Below are 17,157 nucleotides of genomic sequence, written 5' to 3'. Positions count from 1 at the left end.
CGAATTGCGGCGCGCGCGAAATCGTGCACAATATGAGGAATGCTGCAGCGCCCGACCACGGAACGATTTCTGACGCCAGAGCAACTTGGCCGCCGCTCCCGCCGGGTCTGGTTTGTCTTTGCGTTCTTATGCGCAGCCGTCATCGCAGCCGCCTTGTACGGCGCCGGCTTCTACGGCCGCCTCTCCGCCATCGAGACTTTGCAGAGGCAAGGACATACGGATGCGAACCTCAAAGTGGCTCTCTTGCGGGCGGTGCTTGAGCGACCCCGTGCGCTGCCCCTATTGTTGGCCGACGATCAGCAGGTGCGCGATGCGCTTGCCGGGCGACAGGCCGATGATGTCGCCGCCCTTGACCGCAAACTGGAAAGCCTGGTCTCTGGAACGAGCGCCGCGGTTCTCTATGTCACCGGCCGAGATGGCGTCGCGATGGCCTCCAGCAACTGGCGAGAGCCGCTGAGCTTCGTCGGCAACGACTATTCGTTCCGAGACTACTTCCGCAAAGCCATGGAGACGGGAACTGCGGAACACTACGCGCTTGGCAACGTCAGCAATCGTCCCGGCCTCTATATCTCCCGGCGCGTCGGTGACGCCGATTCCGCGCTCGGCGTCGTCGTGGTCAAGATGGAGTTCGACCAGCTGGAGGCTGATTGGAGCGAGACCGGACGCCCGGCCTATGTCACCGACGAGCGTGGCGTCGTCCTGATTACCAGCCTGCCCTCCTGGCGTTTCATGACGACAGCACCATTTTCGCGTGAAGAGGCCGCGACCATTCGCAAGAGCCTGCAATTCGGCGCAGCGCCCCTTTCGCCGCTGCCGATCAGCCGTCCGCAAGCAGTAGGGCCGGATGCGGCCATTGTACGCGCCGTTTTGCCCGGCAGCAGCGCCGCCGAGTATCTGCGGCTGACGACCACGATCCCATCGACACCCTGGCAGCTCGGCTATCTGATCCCGACCGATCAGGCGGTCGCATCCTCCGTAAGGGAGACACGCTTTCTCACCTTGACCGTCCTGCTGCCGATCCTGGCGTTCGCCGCTTTTCTCCTGCGCCGCCGCGACGTCTCCGCCATGCAGATCGCCGTCAACAGAATCGCCCGCGAGGAGTTGGAGCGGCGCGTTCTGGAGCGCACCGAGGATCTCAGTCGCGCCCGCGACCGTCTGGAAGCGGAAATTGCCGACCATCGTGCAACGGAGGCGAAGCTCCAGGGCGTGCAACAGGATCTCGTGCAGGCCAACCGTCTCGCCATTCTCGGCCAGGTCGCAGCCGGCGTCGCCCATGAGATCAACCAGCCGGTCGCGACGATCCGCGCTTACGCGGAGAATGCACATATCTTCCTCGACAGGCAGCAGACCGCGCCGGTCAAGGATAATCTGTCCGCCATCGCGGCGCTGACGGAGCGCATCGGCGCCATCACCGAAGAGCTCAAGGCATTTGGCCGCAAGGGCAGGACCGCGCCGGAGCCGGTGGACCTGAGAATCGCGATCGAAGGTGCGGTCATATTGCTGCGAAGCCGGTTCGCCGGCCATCTCGATGCTCTGAAGATCGAGCTGCCGCCGGTGGGGCTCACCGTCGTTGGCACGCGGATCCGGCTGGAGCAAGTCCTGATCAACCTCTTTCAGAATGCCCTGGAAGCCCTCGAGGGCCAAGATCGGGCAAAAGTCGAGGTCTCGGTGCATGAGACATCCGATGATGTCGAAATTGTCGTCTCTGACAACGGCCCTGGCATTCCAGCGGCAATCCTCGACTCGCTGTTTACGCCGTTCAATACCTCGAAGGAAAAGGGTCTGGGCCTCGGCCTCGTCATTTCCAAGGATATCGTCGTCGACTATGGCGGCCACATCGAGGTCGAAAGCAACGCTGACGGCACCCGTTTCACCATCCATTTGCGCAGGGCCACGACATGAACGACAGTTCCCCGGTCTTTCTCATCGACGATGACAAGGATCTGTTGAAAGCGACGAAACAGACGCTTGAGCTCGCGGGCTTTGCCGTTTCCGCTTTCGCGGCAGCAGGCGATGCCCTCGCCGCCCTCGATCCCGGCTTCGCCGGGGTCGTCGTTTCCGATATCCGCATGCCACAGATGGATGGGCAGGAGCTCTTCGCCCGCATCAGGGAGCGCGACGCCGATCTCCCGGTTATCCTGGTGACCGGTCACGGCGACATTCCGATGGCGGTGCAGGCGATCCAGGACGGCGCCTACGATTTCATCGCCAAACCCTTCGCCACGGACCGGCTGGTGCAGAGCGTGCGGCGCGCGGCCGAAAAGCGCCGGCTCGTGCTGGAAAACCGCTCGCTCCGTCTCGCCGCCGAGCAGGCGCAGGGCGATCTGCCGCTGATCGGCCAGACCCCGGCCATCGAACGCCTGCGACATACATTACGGCAGATTGCCGATACGGATGTCGATGTGCTCGTGACAGGCGAAACGGGGAGCGGCAAGGAAGTCGTGGCAAGCCTGCTGCATCGCTGGAGCCGCCGCGCGAAGGGCAATTTCGTCGCGCTCAATTGCGGTGCCTTGCCCGAAACCGTGATCGAGAGCGAACTCTTCGGTCACGAGCCGGGCGCATTCACCGGCGCGCAGAAGAAGCGCGTCGGACGTATCGAGCATGCAAGCTCGGGAACGCTGTTTCTCGACGAGATCGAGAGCATGCCGCCGGCGATACAGGTGCAGATGCTGCGTGTGCTTGAAATGCGCGAGGTGACCCCGCTCGGCACGAACGAGGTGCGCCCCGTCGACCTGCGCGTGGTGGCGGCGGCGAAAGTCGATCTCGGTGATCCCAGCCAGCGCGGTGATTTTCGCGAAGATCTCTATTATCGCCTCAACGTCGTCACCCTCTCCATTCCGCCACTGCGCGAGCGGCGTGACGATATCCCCCTGCTGTTCGGCTATTTCGCGGAGCGTGCCGCCAGCCGCTTCAAACGCGATGCGCCGGTCATTTCCGCCGCCGTGCGCCGCCATTTGCAGCAGCATGATTGGCCGGGAAACGTTCGCGAGCTGGCGCATTTCGCGGAACGTTTCGTGCTCGGCCTCGAGACGACGGCAATGCCGAAATCGGGCGACGCGCCTGCCACGGATTCCGGACTATCGCTGCCCACCCGGGTCGAGCGCTATGAGGCGGAACTCATTCGCGAGACGCTGTCGCAAAACAATGGCGACGTCCGCCGCACCATCGAAGCGCTCGGCATCCCCAGAAAGACCTTCTACGACAAGCTGCAGCGGCACGGCATCGTCAGGGGCGAATTCGCCGGCTTTGATGGGGATGACCGGCGGAGCTCATAGGCCGCCTGGCGGATGACAGGCTATGCGCTTGCGACCCGCATCGGCGCAACATCGGGCTCACCCGATTGCCGGGCCGCCATGTCGGCCGTTCGATCGAGAACCGTCATCGCCTCGGCAATCAAGCCGGCAAGCGCTTCGGTACTTTCGCAGGCCGCGACGATCAGCGGCGCACTCAGGCAGATTCTAAGCGCACTTGCCGGCATATCGCCAAAATCGGCACAACGAACGGGTTGACCGAGGCGCACCGCCGCCGACCCGCCCTGCTCGACGGCCAAGCCCTTGTAGACATCAGCGGTTTCCGTTGCCGTCAACAGGCCTTCATGGTGAGGATGGCACAGGTAGAAGGAGAAAATCGAAGGGATCTCATCCCAACGAAGAACCGACGTTTCGCCCCACAGATGGCTCCGATCCAACGGCCGGCTGTCCAGGAGTTCGAAGGAAGGATCGCTCCTGAGCCGGATGGTTACCGCTCCGGCGAAGGCAGAGAGAACCGCAATCACCTTCTCCTCGGGAAGACCGGCAAAGCGTTCGAGCTCGAAAAGGGCCGCCTTCCAGCGCAACAATAGACCGAAGTTGGCGCGATCCGGCAGCGATTCGCGTGCTGCCCAGCCTTCCGGCCACTCCGCCTTGCCGCAATAGTCTGCAAGTGCCGCCGGCACGGTGCGATGCCTGAAACGCTCCGAGATTGCCGGCGGGCACAATAGCGCGCCGCTGAAAATCGGCCCGGCCAGGAATTTCGAACCCGTCACCGCCACCATGAAATCACGGGCGAGATAGGCACGAATCGTTGCCGCCGACAGCCGGAACTGGCAGGCATCGATCATGATGTCGAGCACGGCGCCGAAACGCTCCTTCAGGCGCAGGACCGTTTCCAGGCTCGGCGCCAGCAAGCTGGTTTTCGACACGTCCGTCACGACAAGCAGGCACCGGAGGCCGGCCGCGCGGGCAAGCTCGATCAGCCCCCGCAGTTCCTCCTCGACCTCCTCGTCCGTGCGCAGGGAGCCGTCCTTGTTGCGGACGGCTACGGTCGTATTCCGCGTCGCCTCGCCGAGCTGCAGCTCCTCGCCCTTGGCGACGGCCCGTTCACTGCTGACACGGTTCATGAAATGCCGTCCGGACGAGGCAGTCATCACGCCGCTGCCCGTTTCGTTGCCCATCAGCGTGATCGTCATCAGCGCGCGGTCATCCTCGCGCGCCAGAAGTGCCGCGGCAAAGAGATGGATGTCAGTGCCCGAAGTCGCCAATATTGCATCGACGCGCGCCTGCCCCGCAGCCTGATTGAGGTCGAGCAGACGCAGCAGATCATGGCGAACCCTGCCAATCTCGCGCTCATAGATCTCCGTGGCCGAAGCACTTTCCATTTCGCGCGGCAGGTCGGCATAGTAGGCGCCGACCGTGGAAAACGCTGCGGCAGAAATGGTCGAGGCCGTTGACGAGCCGAAGGCGAGGTCGCGCGGACGAGGCGACGGGCCATGGCCATACATATTGAGGCCGGTAGCCTCATCGCAATCCAACCGCTCGTCGCCGCCCGAGATCAGACTTCTTAGAAGAGCCTCCTCTCCTTTGCCCGATCGCTGCAACGGCGCGCCTGCGGCCACGTTCCTGTCCAGGGCACGGTCGTCAACGATTTGCGGCATGGAGAAGCATTCCTCTGGCATCCTGTTCGGAACGCTTTGCATGGGTGCATCGCGCTCAAGTCTGCCGACAGAACCCTGCCAGCAGCCGCACATTAGGCCAAACAAGATGGAGCGAGGCTGACTTGCCGGGCATAATCACCCGGCATTCAGGACCGAACAAAACAAAAAACTCGCGGCTTTTGGGCCGCGAGCTCATGACGATCGAAAGTAAATGGAATGTCAGCCGGCGGGCGCGATCTTGTCCTGCGTCTTCGTGTCGAAATCGCTGGCGTCATGGCGCTCGCGCAGCTGTTCGGAAGGATCGCCGGACATGCGGTTGACCATGCGCCCGCGCTTGACGGTCGGTCGTGCGAATATCTGCTCCGCCCAACGCTGGACGTTCTTGTAATCCTGCACCTGCAGGAATTCGGCTGCTCCGTACTGCCAGCCCTTGGCCAGGCCGCCATACCATGGCCAGATTGCCATATCCGCGATCGTGTATTCGCTGCCGGCAATATATTCGCTTTCGGCCAGACGACGGTCGAGCACATCGAGTTCGCGCTTCACTTCCATGGCGAAACGATCGATCGCATATTCGATCTTCGTCGGAGCATAGGCGTAGAAATGGCCGAAACCGCCGCCGAGATAGGGCGCGCTGCCCATCTGCCAAAACAGCCAGGAGAAACATTCGGCTCGAGCCGGCTGTTCGGTCGGCAGGAAGGCGCCGAACTTTTCGGCGAGATAGGTCAGGATCGACGCCGATTCGAAGACGCGGATCGGCTTGGGGCCACTGCGGTCGAGCAAGGCGGGGATCTTCGAATTGGGATTGACCTCCACGAAACCGCTGCCGAACTGGTCGCCCTCGCCGATCTTGATCAGCCAGGCATCATATTCAGCGCCGCTATGACCAAGCGCCAGCAGCTCTTCGAGCATGATGGTGACCTTCACGCCATTCGGCGTTCCGAGCGAATAAAGCTGGAGGGGATGACGACCCACCGGCAATTCCTTTTCGTGGGTCGGCCCCGCGATCGGACGGTTGATATTGGCGAACTGGCCGCCATTCGCCTTGTTCCAGGTCCAGACTTTCGGCGGCGTGTATTCGGCAGAACCGGTCATGGGCATCCTCTCGTTTTCAGTGAATCGAATTGAGCGTGGTCATCGATGTAGCGCGCTACTTCTGTCGCACATAGTAGCGGCTGTTCATTTTTACGAGAGGAGCACGAGCTGCTTTTTGGATGGCCCTGGATAAAACGAAAAAAGCCTGCCGCGGGAGGAGGTGCGGCAGGCTTTCGACAATAAATGAACAGCGCACGGGAGGAGGAGTGGCGCTGTTCGCGCAGACGACCTTGGGAGGAGGAGTAGGGCGCCTGCAAAGCGAAGGGATGCGGGAGGAGGTGCATCGCTTCGATGAAAATCATAATACCTGGCTTTTGCTCACTTCATAGGCATTTATTTGCAAGGCAGTTATGCGCTATGCGAAAAGCGGAAAGCTCGACCGCATAACATTTCGGCATACAAAACAGTGACAGCCGTCATGCGGACAAAACAAAAGCGCCTGCTCGGGAGGAAGCAGGCGCTGGCAACATGCAGATTGCAGATCAGCGTTTCGAGCCGTTAGCCCGCGATGGCTGCACGGGCAACATTGCGGATTTCGCCGCGATCGATACCCAGGTCATGCAGTTCGCGCGTGGACATGCGGCCCAATTCGGCGACCGTCTGACGGTACTTGCGCCAGTTGTTGAAAGAGCGTGCTACGTTCATGATGATCCCCTTTCCTCGGGCATTCGAAGCTGAGCTGCCGTCCTTGGCGCTCCATTCGCTTCGATGAGAAACATATAGTGGAAGCCCCTCGCCTTTTGCAGCGCCAAGGCTTCACTGCACCCATGCATGAAGTGCATGGGTTGATGCAGAACCTGCAAGGCTGTTCCGGCACGGCCCCCAATGTCTTTGCGATTTATTGATGACAGGGCAGCCTTTGTCTGCGAAAACAACGGCATTGAGAGACAGGGGCGTCTGCTATCCGGCAGGCTGAGAAGCACCCTTTGAACCTGAACCAGATCATGCTGGCGGAGGGAGTCGCTCGGGGTTCTGCAACATCCTATGCCGCCCCTCGCGTCTCGCCCGCCCGAAAGGGGCGATATGCAAGACCAAACCACTGCCGGCACTCTGTTCGGCGCCATGCGGGCGAATCCGCCGCTGGTGCAGTGCATCACCAATTTCGTCGCGATGAACATCGCCGCCAACGTGATGCTTGCCGCCGGCGCATCGCCGGCCATGGTCCATGCCGAGGAAGAAGCGGCCGAGTTCGCCGCCATCTCCGCCGCGCTGACGATCAATATCGGCACGCTGTCGGCCGAATGGCTTGTCGGCATGCTGTCGGCCGCGCAATCGGCAAGACAGGCCGGCAGGCCCTGGGTGCTCGATCCGGTCGCTCACTATGCGACCGCATTCCGGCGCAGGGCAGTCGCGCAATTGCTGGACCTGCAGCCGACGGTCATTCGCGGCAACGCGTCCGAGATCATCGCGCTCGCAGGAGGCGTCAGTCGCGGCCAGGGCGTCGATAGCCGCGATCCCGTCGAGTTGGCCGAGCAATCGGCCAGGCAACTCGCCGAACGGCATGGATGCGTGGTTGCCGTGACCGGTGTCACCGATTTCGTGACCGATGGCCACAAGGCGCGACGCATAGAAGGCGGATCGCCGCTGATGCCGCAGGTCACGGCCCTCGGCTGCTCGCTGACCTGCCTGGTCGGGGCCTTTGTGGCGACTGCGCCCGATAATCCCTTCGATGCGACGGCGGCGGCCCTTGCCGTCTTTGCCCTTGCCGGGGAACAAGCGGGAACCGTCGCCGATGGGCCTGGCTCCTTTTCCTGGCGCTTCCTCGACGCGCTGGCCGCCCTCGATGCGGAAGCGCTTACCGCCAAAGCGAGGATCATGCTCGCATGAAAAACTTCGACCTTTCGCTTTATCTCGTTCTCGATCCGATACTCTGTGCGGATTTCGGCATGGTCGAGACAGCCCGTGCGGCGGTCGCCGGCGGTGCGACCATCGTGCAACTGCGTGACAAGCATGCTTCAACCGCAGCCATGATCGAGACCGGCCTTGCCCTCAAGCGGGCGCTGGCCGGAAGCAACGCCCGCCTCATCGTCAATGACGATGTCGAGGCCGCCATCGCCATCGGCGCCGATGGCCTGCATATCGGGCAGGAAGATCTGGATGCCGGCACCGCCCGCCGTATGATTGGGCCGGAGATGATCCTCGGTCTCTCGGTGGAGACGGAAGCTCTGGCCTCGGCCGTCGATGCCGAGATCGTCGACTATGTTGGTGTCGGCCCCGTCTTTGCCACGCCGACCAAGCCCGACCACAAGCAGCCGATCGGCTTTGACGGCCTTGCCCGCATCATCAGGCTCTGCCCGGTTCCTGTCGTCGCCATCGGCGGTCTCAAGGCCGAACACACAGCCGATGTCCTGTCGGCCGGAGCGGACGGACTGGCCGTCGTCTCGGCAATCTGCGGGAAGGCCGATCCCATAGCCGCCACAGCCCTTATCGCCGAAGCCGTCAAGGAGGCGCGCAGATGATCCGCAACGTCCTCTCCATCGCCGGCTCCGATCCTTCCGGCGGCGCCGGTATCCAGGCCGATCTCAAGGCCTTTTCGGCACGCGGCGTCTATGGAATGGCTGTCTTGACGGCATTGACTGCCCAGAACACGCAAGGCGTTTCCGGCGTCCATCCGGTGCCACCGCAATTTGTCGCCGATCAGATCGAAACCATCTTTGCCGATATACGCGTCGATGCCGTCAAGATCGGCATGATCGCGAATGCTGGGATCGCCGAAGCCGTTGCCGACATTCTGGCGCGACATCGCGATGTTCCCATCGTGCTCGACCCGGTGATGATCGCCAAGGGCGGTGCCGCCCTGCTTGCAGCGGATGCCGTTGACGTGCTCACCCGACGGCTGTTGCCGCTGGCGACGGTGCTGACGCCGAACCTGCCGGAGGCGGCTGCCCTACTGCATGAAGCCGAGGCGAAAAGCCGCGAAGACATGGCGCGTCAGGCGCACGCTCTCGCCGATCTCGGCACGGCGGCAGTCCTCGTGAAGGGCGGCCATCTCGAAGGTGATGAAAGTCCGGACATATTGGCAAGCGCTGACACCCTCACCTGGTTCGAAGCCGAGCGGTTACCAACGAAGAACACGCATGGAACCGGCTGCACGCTGTCCAGCGCAATTGCGGCCGAGATCGCTAAGGGCTTGCCGCTGCCGCAAGCCGTTGCCTCCGCCAAACGGTACCTCGCAGGCGCGGTTACAGCCGCAGGGCAGCTTTCGGTCGGCAGCGGCCATGGCCCTGTCCAGCATTTCTACGCACTTTGGTCTGACATGGAAGGAATATCGAAGTGAACCTGCCCCTCAACGAACAAGTCGTCATCGTCTCTGGCGCCGGACGCGGTTTCGGCGCCGCGATCGCAGCAGCCTTTGCCCGCGAAGGTGCCAAAGTTGCCGTCAACTACCGCACCAGCCGGGAGCCGGCGGAGGTGCTTGCAGCACGGCTTGGCGACCATGCAAAGGCGTTTCGGGCCGACATCCGCAGCCTCGACGAAACAAAGCAGCTCGTGGCAGACGTGACGGCCCATTTCGGAGCCCCGACCACGATCGTCCACAATGCGCTCGCCGATTTCAGCTTCAATGGCGACGTGCGTTCGAAGTTGGACGCACTGAGTTGGGCCGAAATGGCAACGCAGCTCGAAACCGCTCTGCAGGGTGCACTCAACCTGATACAGGCGGCGCGGCCGGCGATGGCGGCGGCGGGCTTTGGCCGCATCGTCACGATCGGCACCAACCTCTTCCAGAATCCGGTCGTGCCCTATCACGATTACACGGCGGCCAAGGCGGCGCTGCTGTCGCTGACGCGGACGGCCGCCGCCGAATTTGGCCCGCTCGGAATTACCGTCAACATGGTCTCCGGCGGCTTGCTGCGCACCACGGATGCCAGCAGCGCCACGCCCGAAGCGGTCTTCGACATCATCGCAGCGAACACGCCGCTGCGCCGTGTCACTACGCCTGAGGAAGCTGCCGACACGGTTCTATTCTTCGCAAGCCCCTGGGCGCGCGCCGTCACCGGACAGAACCTGATCGTCGATGGCGGGCTCGTCTTCGGATAATGATCAGCAGCAAAGCGGCGCGCCGGCCGGCGATCAGAACTCCACTTCCAGTTCGATGATCTCGTCCGGCTCAGCCACGGCCCCTTCGGTCCACTCCCGCATCAGCGGCCAGGCAAGCACTGTCTCGACATAAGCGGCCAGTCTCGGTTCCAGCTCCACCGCATAGGTGCGGAAGCGCGTACAGACCGGCGCATACATCGCATCGGCGACGGTCGGCGCCTTTCCGAACAACCAGGGACCGCCGCTTGCGTCGAGGCAGTCTGTCCAGATCGTCTTCACCCGCTCCACATCGGGGCGTGCGCCCGAAAATATCTTGAAGCTCGCATGCCGCGCCTTGAGATTCATCGGCAGGGCCGAGCGCAGATTATGGAAGCCGGAGTGCATCTCGCCCGAGACGGAGCGGCAGAGAGCACGGGCAACCCGCTCAGTGGGCCATAGTCCCGCCTTCGGAGCGATTTCGCTCAGATAGTCCGCGATCGCCAGCGTGTCCCACACGGTGACATCCTCATGGGTCAGTCGCGGCACGAGAACCGATGGCGATAGAAGAAGAAGCTCCTGGCGGGCCTCATCGTTCATTTCCACCAGCATTTCGGTGAAATCCAGGCCGGCCATGCGGCATAGCAGCCAGCCACGCAGCGACCAGGAGGAATAGTTCTTCGAGGAAATCGTCAGTGTCGCCTGCGTCATCGCGATCCAATCCGTGCCGGACAAATAATGGTCTGCCATAACAATCTTCTCGCATAGCGCGGCATATTGCACTAGCTTTTTTGCACTGCCGCATTTCTCTGGCAGTGCGGGAGACGTCGGCCATGCTCTATCAAGCCTATCAATTCCAGGATGATCTCATTGCGCCCCTGCGCGATCTGGCGCGGCGCCTGCAAATATTCTCCGCGCCGATGTTCTGGGGACCGGCTGGCGAGATGGCGCAGCACTTTTCTGCCGCGCTGGAAATGATCTCCCGCTACGAGATCACCCACAAGCGGCCCGACTTTGCCATCGACGTCGTCAGGGTGGGAAATCGCGACGTACCCATCACCATTGAAACCACGCTCGATCTGCCCTTCGGCAAGCTTCTGCGCTTTGCCGCCGATATCGATACACCGCGACCGAGGATCCTCGTGGTCGCGCCGCTTTCCGGGCATTTCTCCACGCTCCTGCGCGGCACGGTGAAAACCCTGCTTCGCGACCACGATGTCTACATAACCGACTGGGCGAACGCCCGCGATGTGCCCGTCTCCGCCGGACTTTTCGGCATGGACGATTATGTGGACTACATCATCCGCTTCCTGGAGAAGATCGGCCCGGGCGGGCACGTCCTTGCCGTGTGTCAGCCCTGCGTGCAGGTACTGGCGGCGGTTGCCGTCATGTCGGAAGACGGGCATCCGGCGACGCCTCGGACCATGACCTTGATGGCCGGTCCGATCGATCCGCGCGAAAGCCCGACCGAGGTCAACGAGCTTGCCGTGTCCAAGTCGCTCGCCTGGTTCGAAAATTCGCTCATCAGCAATGTGCCGTGGCGCTATTCGGGCGGCGGCCGACGTGTCTATCCTGGCTTCCTGCAGCTCGTTGCCTTCATGGCCATGAACATGCAGCGCCATCAGGACGCCCATCGCAAGCTCTACGAGCATCTGGCCAAGGGCGAGACGGCCGAAGCCGCCAAGATCAAGACCTTTTATGACGAGTATTTTGCCGTACTCGACATGACCGAGGAATTCTATATCGAGACCATCGACCGGGTGTTCCAGAAAGCCGAGCTGGCGACGGGAGATTTTACCTATCGTGGCCAAAAGGTCGATCCCGGCATGATCCGCAAGACGGCTCTTTTAACGGTCGAGGGCGGACGCGACGACATCTGCGCCCTCGGCCAGACCTCGGCCGCACACGATCTCTGTCGATCGCTGCGGCCGCATCTGAAACGGCACCATCTTCAGGCCAATGTCGGACACTACGGTGTATTCAACGGCCGCCGCTGGGAAACGGAAATCTATCCCATCGTCCGGAACATGATCCTCGCGATGGAATAGCGCAGCCGCTCAAGCCCAACCCAGGGTCAGAACGCCGAAGAGAATGACGACGCCCAGCACGATGCGGTAGATCACGAAGGGCCAGGTGGAGAAGCGTTCCAGGAAGCGCATCAAGCCCCAGATCGCCACGAAGGACGAGATGCTGCCGACAATAAGCCCGACGAGCAGCACCGACCACGCCTCCATTGGAATATGAGCCTTGTAGAGCGTGAACAGCTCCTTCAGCCCGGCAAGAGCGATGGCGGGAAGTCCGAGCAGGAATGAAAACCGCGCCGCTTCGTCGCGCTTCAGGCCAAGGAAGAGTGCGCCCGTCAGCGTCGAGCCCGAACGAGAGACCCCGGGAACGAGGGCGCCGACCTGAGTGATGCCGACGAACAGGGCATCCATCAGGGTCATCTGTTCCATGTCCTTCGTATGTCGGCTGTAGAGTTCCGCGACGGCCAGAAGAATGCCCATGACGAGACAGGCGAGACCGATGACCCAGAGGCTGCGAAACGACGTGCCGCAGGCATTGAGCGAAGACGATAGCAGCAGGCCGGCAATGACGATCGGGATCGTGGCGATGATGATGGCAATCGCAAGCCGCATCGCGGGCGAGCGCCAATCTCTCTGCCTGATGGCATCGAGCGATCCGAAGGTGACATAGCGGACATCGCTCCAGAAATAGGAGATGATCGCCGCCAGCGCGGCAAGCTGCATCGCCGCCGAGAACGCCGAACCCGGATCCTGCCAGCCAAGCAAGGCCGGCACCAGGCGCATGTGGGCCGTGGAGGAGACCGGCAGCAGCTCCGTCAGCCCCTGCACAACGCCCAGAAAAGCTATTTTGGCATAACCCAGGGCGACGAAGCCCGTGTCCACGCCCTGCGTACAAACATCAGCCACGTTTCGATATCCTCAGTTCTTAAGTGGGGGGCTTAGCGCCGGAAGGGCGCGATGAACTTTGCTGCGAAACAGTTTTCCGACGCGTTATCGGTGGCACATGTCGAATGCATTACCGATCTCGCGCTCAGAATCGAGGCGACGATAGTCGGGCAGGCTGAACCCTATCTGAAATTATCAGCTTTATTTTCCAAAGTCTGATGGAATTCTAGCTATCGTCCTCGGGCAGCGACTGCATGTAGCGGATGATGCCATAAAACACGACGCAAAGGACGACGGCGCCGATCACATGATGAAGACCATGCAGAATGTTGTGATGATGCCTGACCAGCAGGGAAAGCAGATTATAAAAAGCTATGGCGAGCACCGTCATGACGGGAGCCAGGACAAGCGCCATGTTCCGATGAATAAAATTGATCATCACACACCTCTTCTACATTTCGGCAGATACTACGAAGATTGAGGAAAAATTGCGACAAATATACGGGCCCACACGAACCGTAAATGGCGGGCGTCCTGAAGAAAAAGCGCCTATTTGGTATAAAGGGCGCGCGACCGCTCCAGATGCTTCAATACCGCCGCCTCCGCGCCGTCCGCATCGTTTTCGGCGAGCCGTCCAAGGATTTCCTCGTGCTCGACCAGGGTGAACTTTTCCTTGCCCGTCCAGATCAGCATGTCCGTATGGTAGGTCTTCAGCCAGGCCAGCATGGCTTCGCTGACGGCTGCGAAAATCGGGTTGCCGGAAATCTGCGCGATGCGCGTATGGAACTGCATGTCGGCTGAAATGAACTCCTCGGCATGACCGAGAAAGGCGCGCTGCCGTTCGATGATCTCCTGGAGATCGGCAATATCCTTTTCGGTTGCGCGCACCGCTGCCTCGCGCGCCATGCCGCGCTCGAAGAAAATGCGGGCGCTCTTCAAATGCTCCAGCGAATCCGTCGATTGCGACAGCATGATTTTCGCCGTCAGATCGACCTGCCGGAAGAGTGACTTGGCGGTGAGTTGGAGCACTTTTGCCCGCTCACCATGGGAAATGTTCACCAACCCCATATTGGCAAGTGCCTGCATCGCCTCGCGGATCGCCGGACGCCCAACGCCGAAACGCTCCATAAGGACGCGCTCGGATGGCATTTCGTCGCCCGGCTTGAGTTCTCCCGATGTAATCAACCGTTCAAGCCGATCAAATACTTCGTCGGACAGCTTTCGACGTACAATTTGTTCTACTGGCTGGCCCATGGAACCCCGCTTGCTCAAAGCTTTTCTTTCCTTATGCATTTTTGCCTGCCGTCGAGAAAGCCCATACGGAACAGCCTGCCGGCTAACGAGCAAAAAAAACGTTGCAGAAGTTGGGATACTCATTATACCACTTCACCAGTTTACGCCACGCGAAAATCGTCGGCGAAAGGAGCAGTCAGTCCCTATGACCATCACCATCACCTACCGTATCGAAACGTCAGGCAGCATCGAGGCGATGGCCCGCAAGATTGCCAGCGATCAATCGACCGGCACGTTCGTGGCGGTGCCTGGCGAGACGGAAGAGCTCAAATCGCGGGTGGCCGCCCGCGTCACGGCGATCCGCCCGCTTGCCGACGCCGAGCGACCGACATGGCCGGAAGCTGCCGAAGGTCACGGCCGCATCCGCCGTGCCGATGTCGATATCGCCTTTCCGCTCGATGCGATCGGCACCGATCTTTCAGCGTTGATGACCATCACCATCGGCGGCGTCTACTCGATCAAGGGCATGACCGGCATCCGCGTCGTCGACATGAAGCTGCCGCAAGCCTTTCGCGACGCTCATCCAGGCCCGCAATTCGGCGTTGCCGGCAGCCTGCGGCTGACCGGCGTCAGCGGTCGTCCGATCATCGGCACCATCGTCAAGCCGGCACTCGGCCTGCGGCCGAAGGAAACGGCTGACCTGGTCGCCGAATTGATCGGCTCGGGCGTCGATTTCATCAAGGACGACGAGAAGCTGATGAGCCCCGCCTACTCGCCGCTAAAAGAGCGCGTCGGGGCGATCATGCCGCTCATCCTCGATCACGAGCAGAAGACCGGCAAGAAGGTGATGTACGCCTTCGGCATTTCGCACGCCGATCCTGACGAGATGATGCGCAACCATGATCTCGTGCTGAAGGCCGGCGGCAATTGCGCCGTTGTCAACATCAATTCCATCGGCTTCGGAGGCATGAGCTTCCTGCGCAAGCGCTCCGGCCTGGTGCTGCACGCGCATCGCAACGGCTGGGACGTCTTGACCCGGCACCCCGGCGCCGGCATGGATTTCAAGGTCTATCAGCAGTTCTGGCGTCTGCTCGGCGTCGACCAGTTCCAGATCAATGGCATCAGGGTCAAATATTGGGAGCCCGACGACAGTTTCGTCGAATCCTTCAAGGCCATCAGCACGCCGCTCTTCGATCCATCCGACTGTCCGCTCCCTGTGGCGGGTTCCGGTCAGTGGGGAGGCCAGGCTCCGGAGACCTATCGGCGCACCGGCCGGACCACGGATCTTCTCTATCTTTGCGGCGGTGGCATTGTCAGCCATCCGTTCGGGCCTGCGGCCGGCGTCAGGGCCATCCAGCAGGCCTGGCAGGCAGCTGTTGCTGACATCCCGCTTGATGATTACGCCAAGAACCATCCGGAGCTTGCCGCCTCGATCGCAAAATTCAGTGACGGCAAGGACGCCTGACAGCAATGCCCAATCTTCTTCTCAGCTATTATGGCGACGACTTCACCGGCTCGACCGATGTCATGGAGGCGCTTGCTTCCAACGGTGTCCCGACCGTGCTGTTTCTCGGCATTCCGAGCGCAGCCATGCTGGAGCGTTTCAAGGATTGCCGCGCCATCGGTGTCGCAGGCACCAGCCGCAGCGAGACGCCGGAATGGATGGACGAGCATCTGACGCCGGCGTTCGCATGGCTGAAAAGCCAGGGCGCCGGGATCTGCCACTACAAGGTCTGCTCAACCTTCGATTCCAGCCCGAAGGTCGGGAATATCGGCAGGGCGATCGAGATCGGAAAGATGCTCTTCAACCAGCCTGTCGTACCGGTCATCGTTGGCGCGCCGCAGCTCAAACGCTATACAGCCTTCGGTCACCTCTTTGCCGCCTATCAAGGCCGGGTCTTCCGCATCGACCGCCATCCGGTGATGAGCCGGCATCCGGTCACGCCGATGGACGAGGCCGATCTTACCGTGCATCTGAGCAAGCAGACCTCCCTCCCCGTCAGCCTTGCTGATCTCGCTACCATCGTGGCGGCAGACGCGGACGAGCGGATCGACAGGCTTGTGAAGGGAGATGACGGCATCCTCCTCATGGATGTTGACAGCACGGAAACGCAGGCAGCCGCAGGCCGTCAGCTATGGCGCCTTAAAAACAAGGGCGGCTCCTTCGTCGCCGGCTCCTCAGGCGTCGAATATGCCCTTCTGAACGCCTGGCGCGACGAAGGATTGATCGGACCGAAGCCAGACTTCCAGCAGCCTGGCAAAGTCGAACGTCTCGCGGTCGTCTCCGGCAGCGTATCGCCGACGACCGAACGCCAGATCCGCCGCGCGGTGGCCGACGGCTTCGACGGTATCGACGTCGATCCGCTTGAGCTGGTCGGCGAAGACGCCGAACGCGCCCTAGAGAAGGCAGCCAATGCCGGCATTGCGAGCCTGAAGGAAGGCCGCAGCGTCATTCTCCATACGGCACTTGGCCCCTCGGCCGACCGGGGTGGCGATATCGATCGAATTCCCGGCGCGCGGCACCGCCTCGGGCAGGCCCTCGGCATTCTTCTACGGCGGCTGATCGAACAGGAAGGTCTCGGCCGTGCCGTCATCGCCGGCGGCGATACGTCAAGCCACGCATTGCAAGAACTGCGCGTCGATGCACTGACCACCTTGCTGCCATTGCCGCAGACGCCGGGATCGCCGCTCTGCACGGCGCACGGCAACCACGCACCGACCAACGGTCTGCAGATCGCACTCAAGGGCGGCCAAGTCGGAACCGATGATTACTTTGCGCAGATCCGCGATGGGAGAAGCTCGTAGCCCGCATGCCATTTTTTGACTTAGCCAATGGCATACTCATTGACTCATCATACCACTTACGATACCACGCCTTGAAAGCAAACGAGGTATTATCATGACTGCAATTGCTCTTTTCGGCGCGGGCGGCAAAATGGGCTACCGGCTCGCCAAGAATCTGAAAGGCTCGCGTTTCGACGTGCGCCACGTCGA

Annotated in this window: 17 protein-coding genes, 1 pseudogene and 1 riboswitch; of the genes and pseudogenes, 11 read left to right on the top strand and 7 right to left on the bottom strand. The window is 61.5% G+C overall.

Features of this window, described 5'->3' with window-relative positions; all coding sequences use genetic code 11:
• Positions 1 to 39 precede the first annotated feature (39 nt).
• Together FHT28_RS29295 and FHT28_RS29290 are read left to right on the top strand one after the other, a co-directional pair.
• Complete coding sequence (locus FHT28_RS29295; RefSeq protein ID WP_168598124.1) at positions 40 to 1,902, top strand: sensor histidine kinase; 1,863 nt, start codon at positions 40 to 42, stop codon at positions 1,900 to 1,902.
• Entirely contained in the window at positions 1,899 to 3,275 is a 1,377-nt protein-coding gene (locus tag FHT28_RS29290; protein ID WP_168598123.1) for a sigma-54 dependent transcriptional regulator, read from the top strand. The genes FHT28_RS29295 and FHT28_RS29290 overlap by 4 nt, the downstream gene beginning before the upstream one ends.
• A 20-nt stretch (positions 3,276 to 3,295) precedes the next feature.
• Here FHT28_RS29290 and FHT28_RS29285 read toward each other — a convergent pair whose 3' ends face one another.
• From FHT28_RS29285 to FHT28_RS29275, 3 genes are all read right to left on the bottom strand, one after another.
• Positions 3,296 to 4,912, bottom strand: coding sequence for a hypothetical protein (locus FHT28_RS29285; RefSeq protein WP_168598122.1), 1,617 nt, complete (start codon positions 4,910 to 4,912; stop codon positions 3,296 to 3,298).
• 219 nt (positions 4,913 to 5,131) lie between these two features.
• Positions 5,132 to 6,007 (bottom strand): glutathione-dependent disulfide-bond oxidoreductase, encoded by an 876-nt coding sequence (gene yghU / locus FHT28_RS29280; RefSeq protein ID WP_037197562.1) that lies wholly within the window; start codon positions 6,005 to 6,007, stop codon positions 5,132 to 5,134.
• 498 nt (positions 6,008 to 6,505) lie between these two features.
• Positions 6,506 to 6,652, bottom strand: coding sequence for a DUF1127 domain-containing protein (locus FHT28_RS29275; RefSeq protein ID WP_077468184.1), 147 nt, complete (start codon positions 6,650 to 6,652; stop codon positions 6,506 to 6,508).
• Between the two features lie 234 nt (positions 6,653 to 6,886).
• Positions 6,887 to 6,983, top strand: a riboswitch (TPP riboswitch).
• Between the two features lie 47 nt (positions 6,984 to 7,030).
• Here FHT28_RS29275 and thiM point away from each other — a divergent pair.
• The 4 genes from thiM to FHT28_RS29255 are packed head-to-tail and all read left to right on the top strand — an operon-like array spanning position 7,031 to position 10,045.
• Entirely contained in the window at positions 7,031 to 7,834 is an 804-nt protein-coding gene (gene thiM, locus FHT28_RS29270) for a hydroxyethylthiazole kinase (protein WP_168598121.1), read from the top strand.
• Positions 7,831 to 8,466 (top strand): thiamine phosphate synthase, encoded by a 636-nt coding sequence (gene thiE, locus FHT28_RS29265; RefSeq protein ID WP_168598120.1) that lies wholly within the window; start codon positions 7,831 to 7,833, stop codon positions 8,464 to 8,466. The genes thiM and thiE overlap by 4 nt, the downstream gene beginning before the upstream one ends.
• The gene (gene thiD / locus FHT28_RS29260; protein ID WP_047640809.1) at positions 8,463 to 9,284 is read left to right on the top strand and encodes a bifunctional hydroxymethylpyrimidine kinase/phosphomethylpyrimidine kinase; all 822 of its coding nucleotides are present in this window, start codon (positions 8,463 to 8,465) and stop codon (positions 9,282 to 9,284) included. The genes thiE and thiD overlap by 4 nt, the downstream gene beginning before the upstream one ends.
• Positions 9,281 to 10,045, top strand: coding sequence for a 3-oxoacyl-ACP reductase (locus tag FHT28_RS29255; RefSeq protein WP_168598119.1), 765 nt, complete (start codon positions 9,281 to 9,283; stop codon positions 10,043 to 10,045). The genes thiD and FHT28_RS29255 overlap by 4 nt, the downstream gene beginning before the upstream one ends.
• Positions 10,046 to 10,078: 33 nt before the next feature.
• Here FHT28_RS29255 and FHT28_RS29250 read toward each other — a convergent pair whose 3' ends face one another.
• Positions 10,079 to 10,732 (bottom strand): glutathione S-transferase, encoded by a 654-nt coding sequence (locus FHT28_RS29250; RefSeq protein WP_037197561.1) that lies wholly within the window; start codon positions 10,730 to 10,732, stop codon positions 10,079 to 10,081.
• A gap of 122 nt (positions 10,733 to 10,854) precedes the next feature.
• Between FHT28_RS29250 and phaZ the strand changes: the two genes are divergently transcribed.
• The gene (gene phaZ, locus FHT28_RS29245; protein ID WP_047560247.1) at positions 10,855 to 12,069 is read left to right on the top strand and encodes a polyhydroxyalkanoate depolymerase; all 1,215 of its coding nucleotides are present in this window, start codon (positions 10,855 to 10,857) and stop codon (positions 12,067 to 12,069) included.
• Between the two features lie 9 nt (positions 12,070 to 12,078).
• Here phaZ and FHT28_RS29240 read toward each other — a convergent pair whose 3' ends face one another.
• On the bottom strand, positions 12,079 to 12,951 hold the full coding sequence (locus FHT28_RS29240; RefSeq protein WP_037197435.1) for an undecaprenyl-diphosphate phosphatase: 873 nt from the start codon (positions 12,949 to 12,951) through the stop codon (positions 12,079 to 12,081).
• A gap of 51 nt (positions 12,952 to 13,002) precedes the next feature.
• On the opposite strand from FHT28_RS29240, the gene FHT28_RS29235 reads away from it, so the two are divergent.
• Positions 13,003 to 13,149 (top strand): hypothetical protein, encoded by a 147-nt coding sequence (locus FHT28_RS29235; protein WP_156143649.1) that lies wholly within the window; start codon positions 13,003 to 13,005, stop codon positions 13,147 to 13,149.
• A gap of 7 nt (positions 13,150 to 13,156) precedes the next feature.
• Here FHT28_RS29235 and FHT28_RS29230 read toward each other — a convergent pair whose 3' ends face one another.
• On the bottom strand, positions 13,157 to 13,369 hold the full coding sequence (locus FHT28_RS29230) for a hypothetical protein (RefSeq protein WP_047640813.1): 213 nt from the start codon (positions 13,367 to 13,369) through the stop codon (positions 13,157 to 13,159).
• 110 nt (positions 13,370 to 13,479) lie between these two features.
• The gene (locus FHT28_RS29225; protein ID WP_037197433.1) at positions 13,480 to 14,184 is read right to left on the bottom strand and encodes a transcriptional regulator NanR; all 705 of its coding nucleotides are present in this window, start codon (positions 14,182 to 14,184) and stop codon (positions 13,480 to 13,482) included.
• Between the two features lie 184 nt (positions 14,185 to 14,368).
• Between FHT28_RS29225 and oiaX the strand changes: the two genes are divergently transcribed.
• The 3 genes and pseudogenes from oiaX to FHT28_RS29210 form a co-directional block, all read left to right on the top strand.
• Entirely contained in the window at positions 14,369 to 15,628 is a 1,260-nt protein-coding gene (oiaX, locus tag FHT28_RS29220) for a 3-oxo-isoapionate-4-phosphate decarboxylase OiaX (protein ID WP_168598118.1), read from the top strand.
• Positions 15,629 to 15,633: 5 nt separating this feature from the next.
• Positions 15,634 to 16,968 (top strand): four-carbon acid sugar kinase family protein, encoded by a 1,335-nt coding sequence (locus FHT28_RS29215; RefSeq protein ID WP_168598117.1) that lies wholly within the window; start codon positions 15,634 to 15,636, stop codon positions 16,966 to 16,968.
• Positions 16,969 to 17,062: 94 nt separating this feature from the next.
• Positions 17,063 to 17,157, top strand: a pseudogene (locus FHT28_RS29210) (semialdehyde dehydrogenase); the annotation flags it as partial.

Origin of the sequence: Rhizobium sp. SG570, from assembly GCF_012275345.1 — a bacterium.
Lineage (GTDB): Bacteria > Pseudomonadota > Alphaproteobacteria > Rhizobiales > Rhizobiaceae > Rhizobium > Rhizobium lusitanum.
Note: the sequence above shows the minus strand (reverse complement) of the source record. Positions and strands in the feature narration are given on the sequence as shown.

Bases quoted from the DNA above. Each gene is read 5' to 3' on its own strand.
- oiaX (WP_168598118.1), top strand. From the start codon at position 14,369: ATGACCATCACCATCACCTACCGTATCGAAACGTCAGGCAGCATCGAG.
- FHT28_RS29235 (WP_156143649.1), top strand. From the start codon at position 13,003: ATGAACTTTGCTGCGAAACAGTTTTCCGACGCGTTATCGGTGGCACAT.
- phaZ (WP_047560247.1), top strand. From the start codon at position 10,855: ATGCTCTATCAAGCCTATCAATTCCAGGATGATCTCATTGCGCCCCTG.
- FHT28_RS29250 (WP_037197561.1), bottom strand. From the start codon at position 10,732: ATGACGCAGGCGACACTGACGATTTCCTCGAAGAACTATTCCTCCTGG.
- FHT28_RS29285 (WP_168598122.1), bottom strand. From the start codon at position 4,912: ATGCCGCAAATCGTTGACGACCGTGCCCTGGACAGGAACGTGGCCGCA.
- FHT28_RS29230 (WP_047640813.1), bottom strand. From the start codon at position 13,369: ATGATCAATTTTATTCATCGGAACATGGCGCTTGTCCTGGCTCCCGTC.
- yghU (WP_037197562.1), bottom strand. From the start codon at position 6,007: ATGACCGGTTCTGCCGAATACACGCCGCCGAAAGTCTGGACCTGGAAC.
- FHT28_RS29275 (WP_077468184.1), bottom strand. From the start codon at position 6,652: ATGAACGTAGCACGCTCTTTCAACAACTGGCGCAAGTACCGTCAGACG.
- FHT28_RS29290 (WP_168598123.1), top strand. From the start codon at position 1,899: ATGAACGACAGTTCCCCGGTCTTTCTCATCGACGATGACAAGGATCTG.
- FHT28_RS29225 (WP_037197433.1), bottom strand. From the start codon at position 14,184: ATGGGCCAGCCAGTAGAACAAATTGTACGTCGAAAGCTGTCCGACGAA.
- FHT28_RS29215 (WP_168598117.1), top strand. From the start codon at position 15,634: ATGCCCAATCTTCTTCTCAGCTATTATGGCGACGACTTCACCGGCTCG.
- thiE (WP_168598120.1), top strand. From the start codon at position 7,831: ATGAAAAACTTCGACCTTTCGCTTTATCTCGTTCTCGATCCGATACTC.
- thiM (WP_168598121.1), top strand. From the start codon at position 7,031: ATGCAAGACCAAACCACTGCCGGCACTCTGTTCGGCGCCATGCGGGCG.
- FHT28_RS29295 (WP_168598124.1), top strand. From the start codon at position 40: ATGCTGCAGCGCCCGACCACGGAACGATTTCTGACGCCAGAGCAACTT.
- thiD (WP_047640809.1), top strand. From the start codon at position 8,463: ATGATCCGCAACGTCCTCTCCATCGCCGGCTCCGATCCTTCCGGCGGC.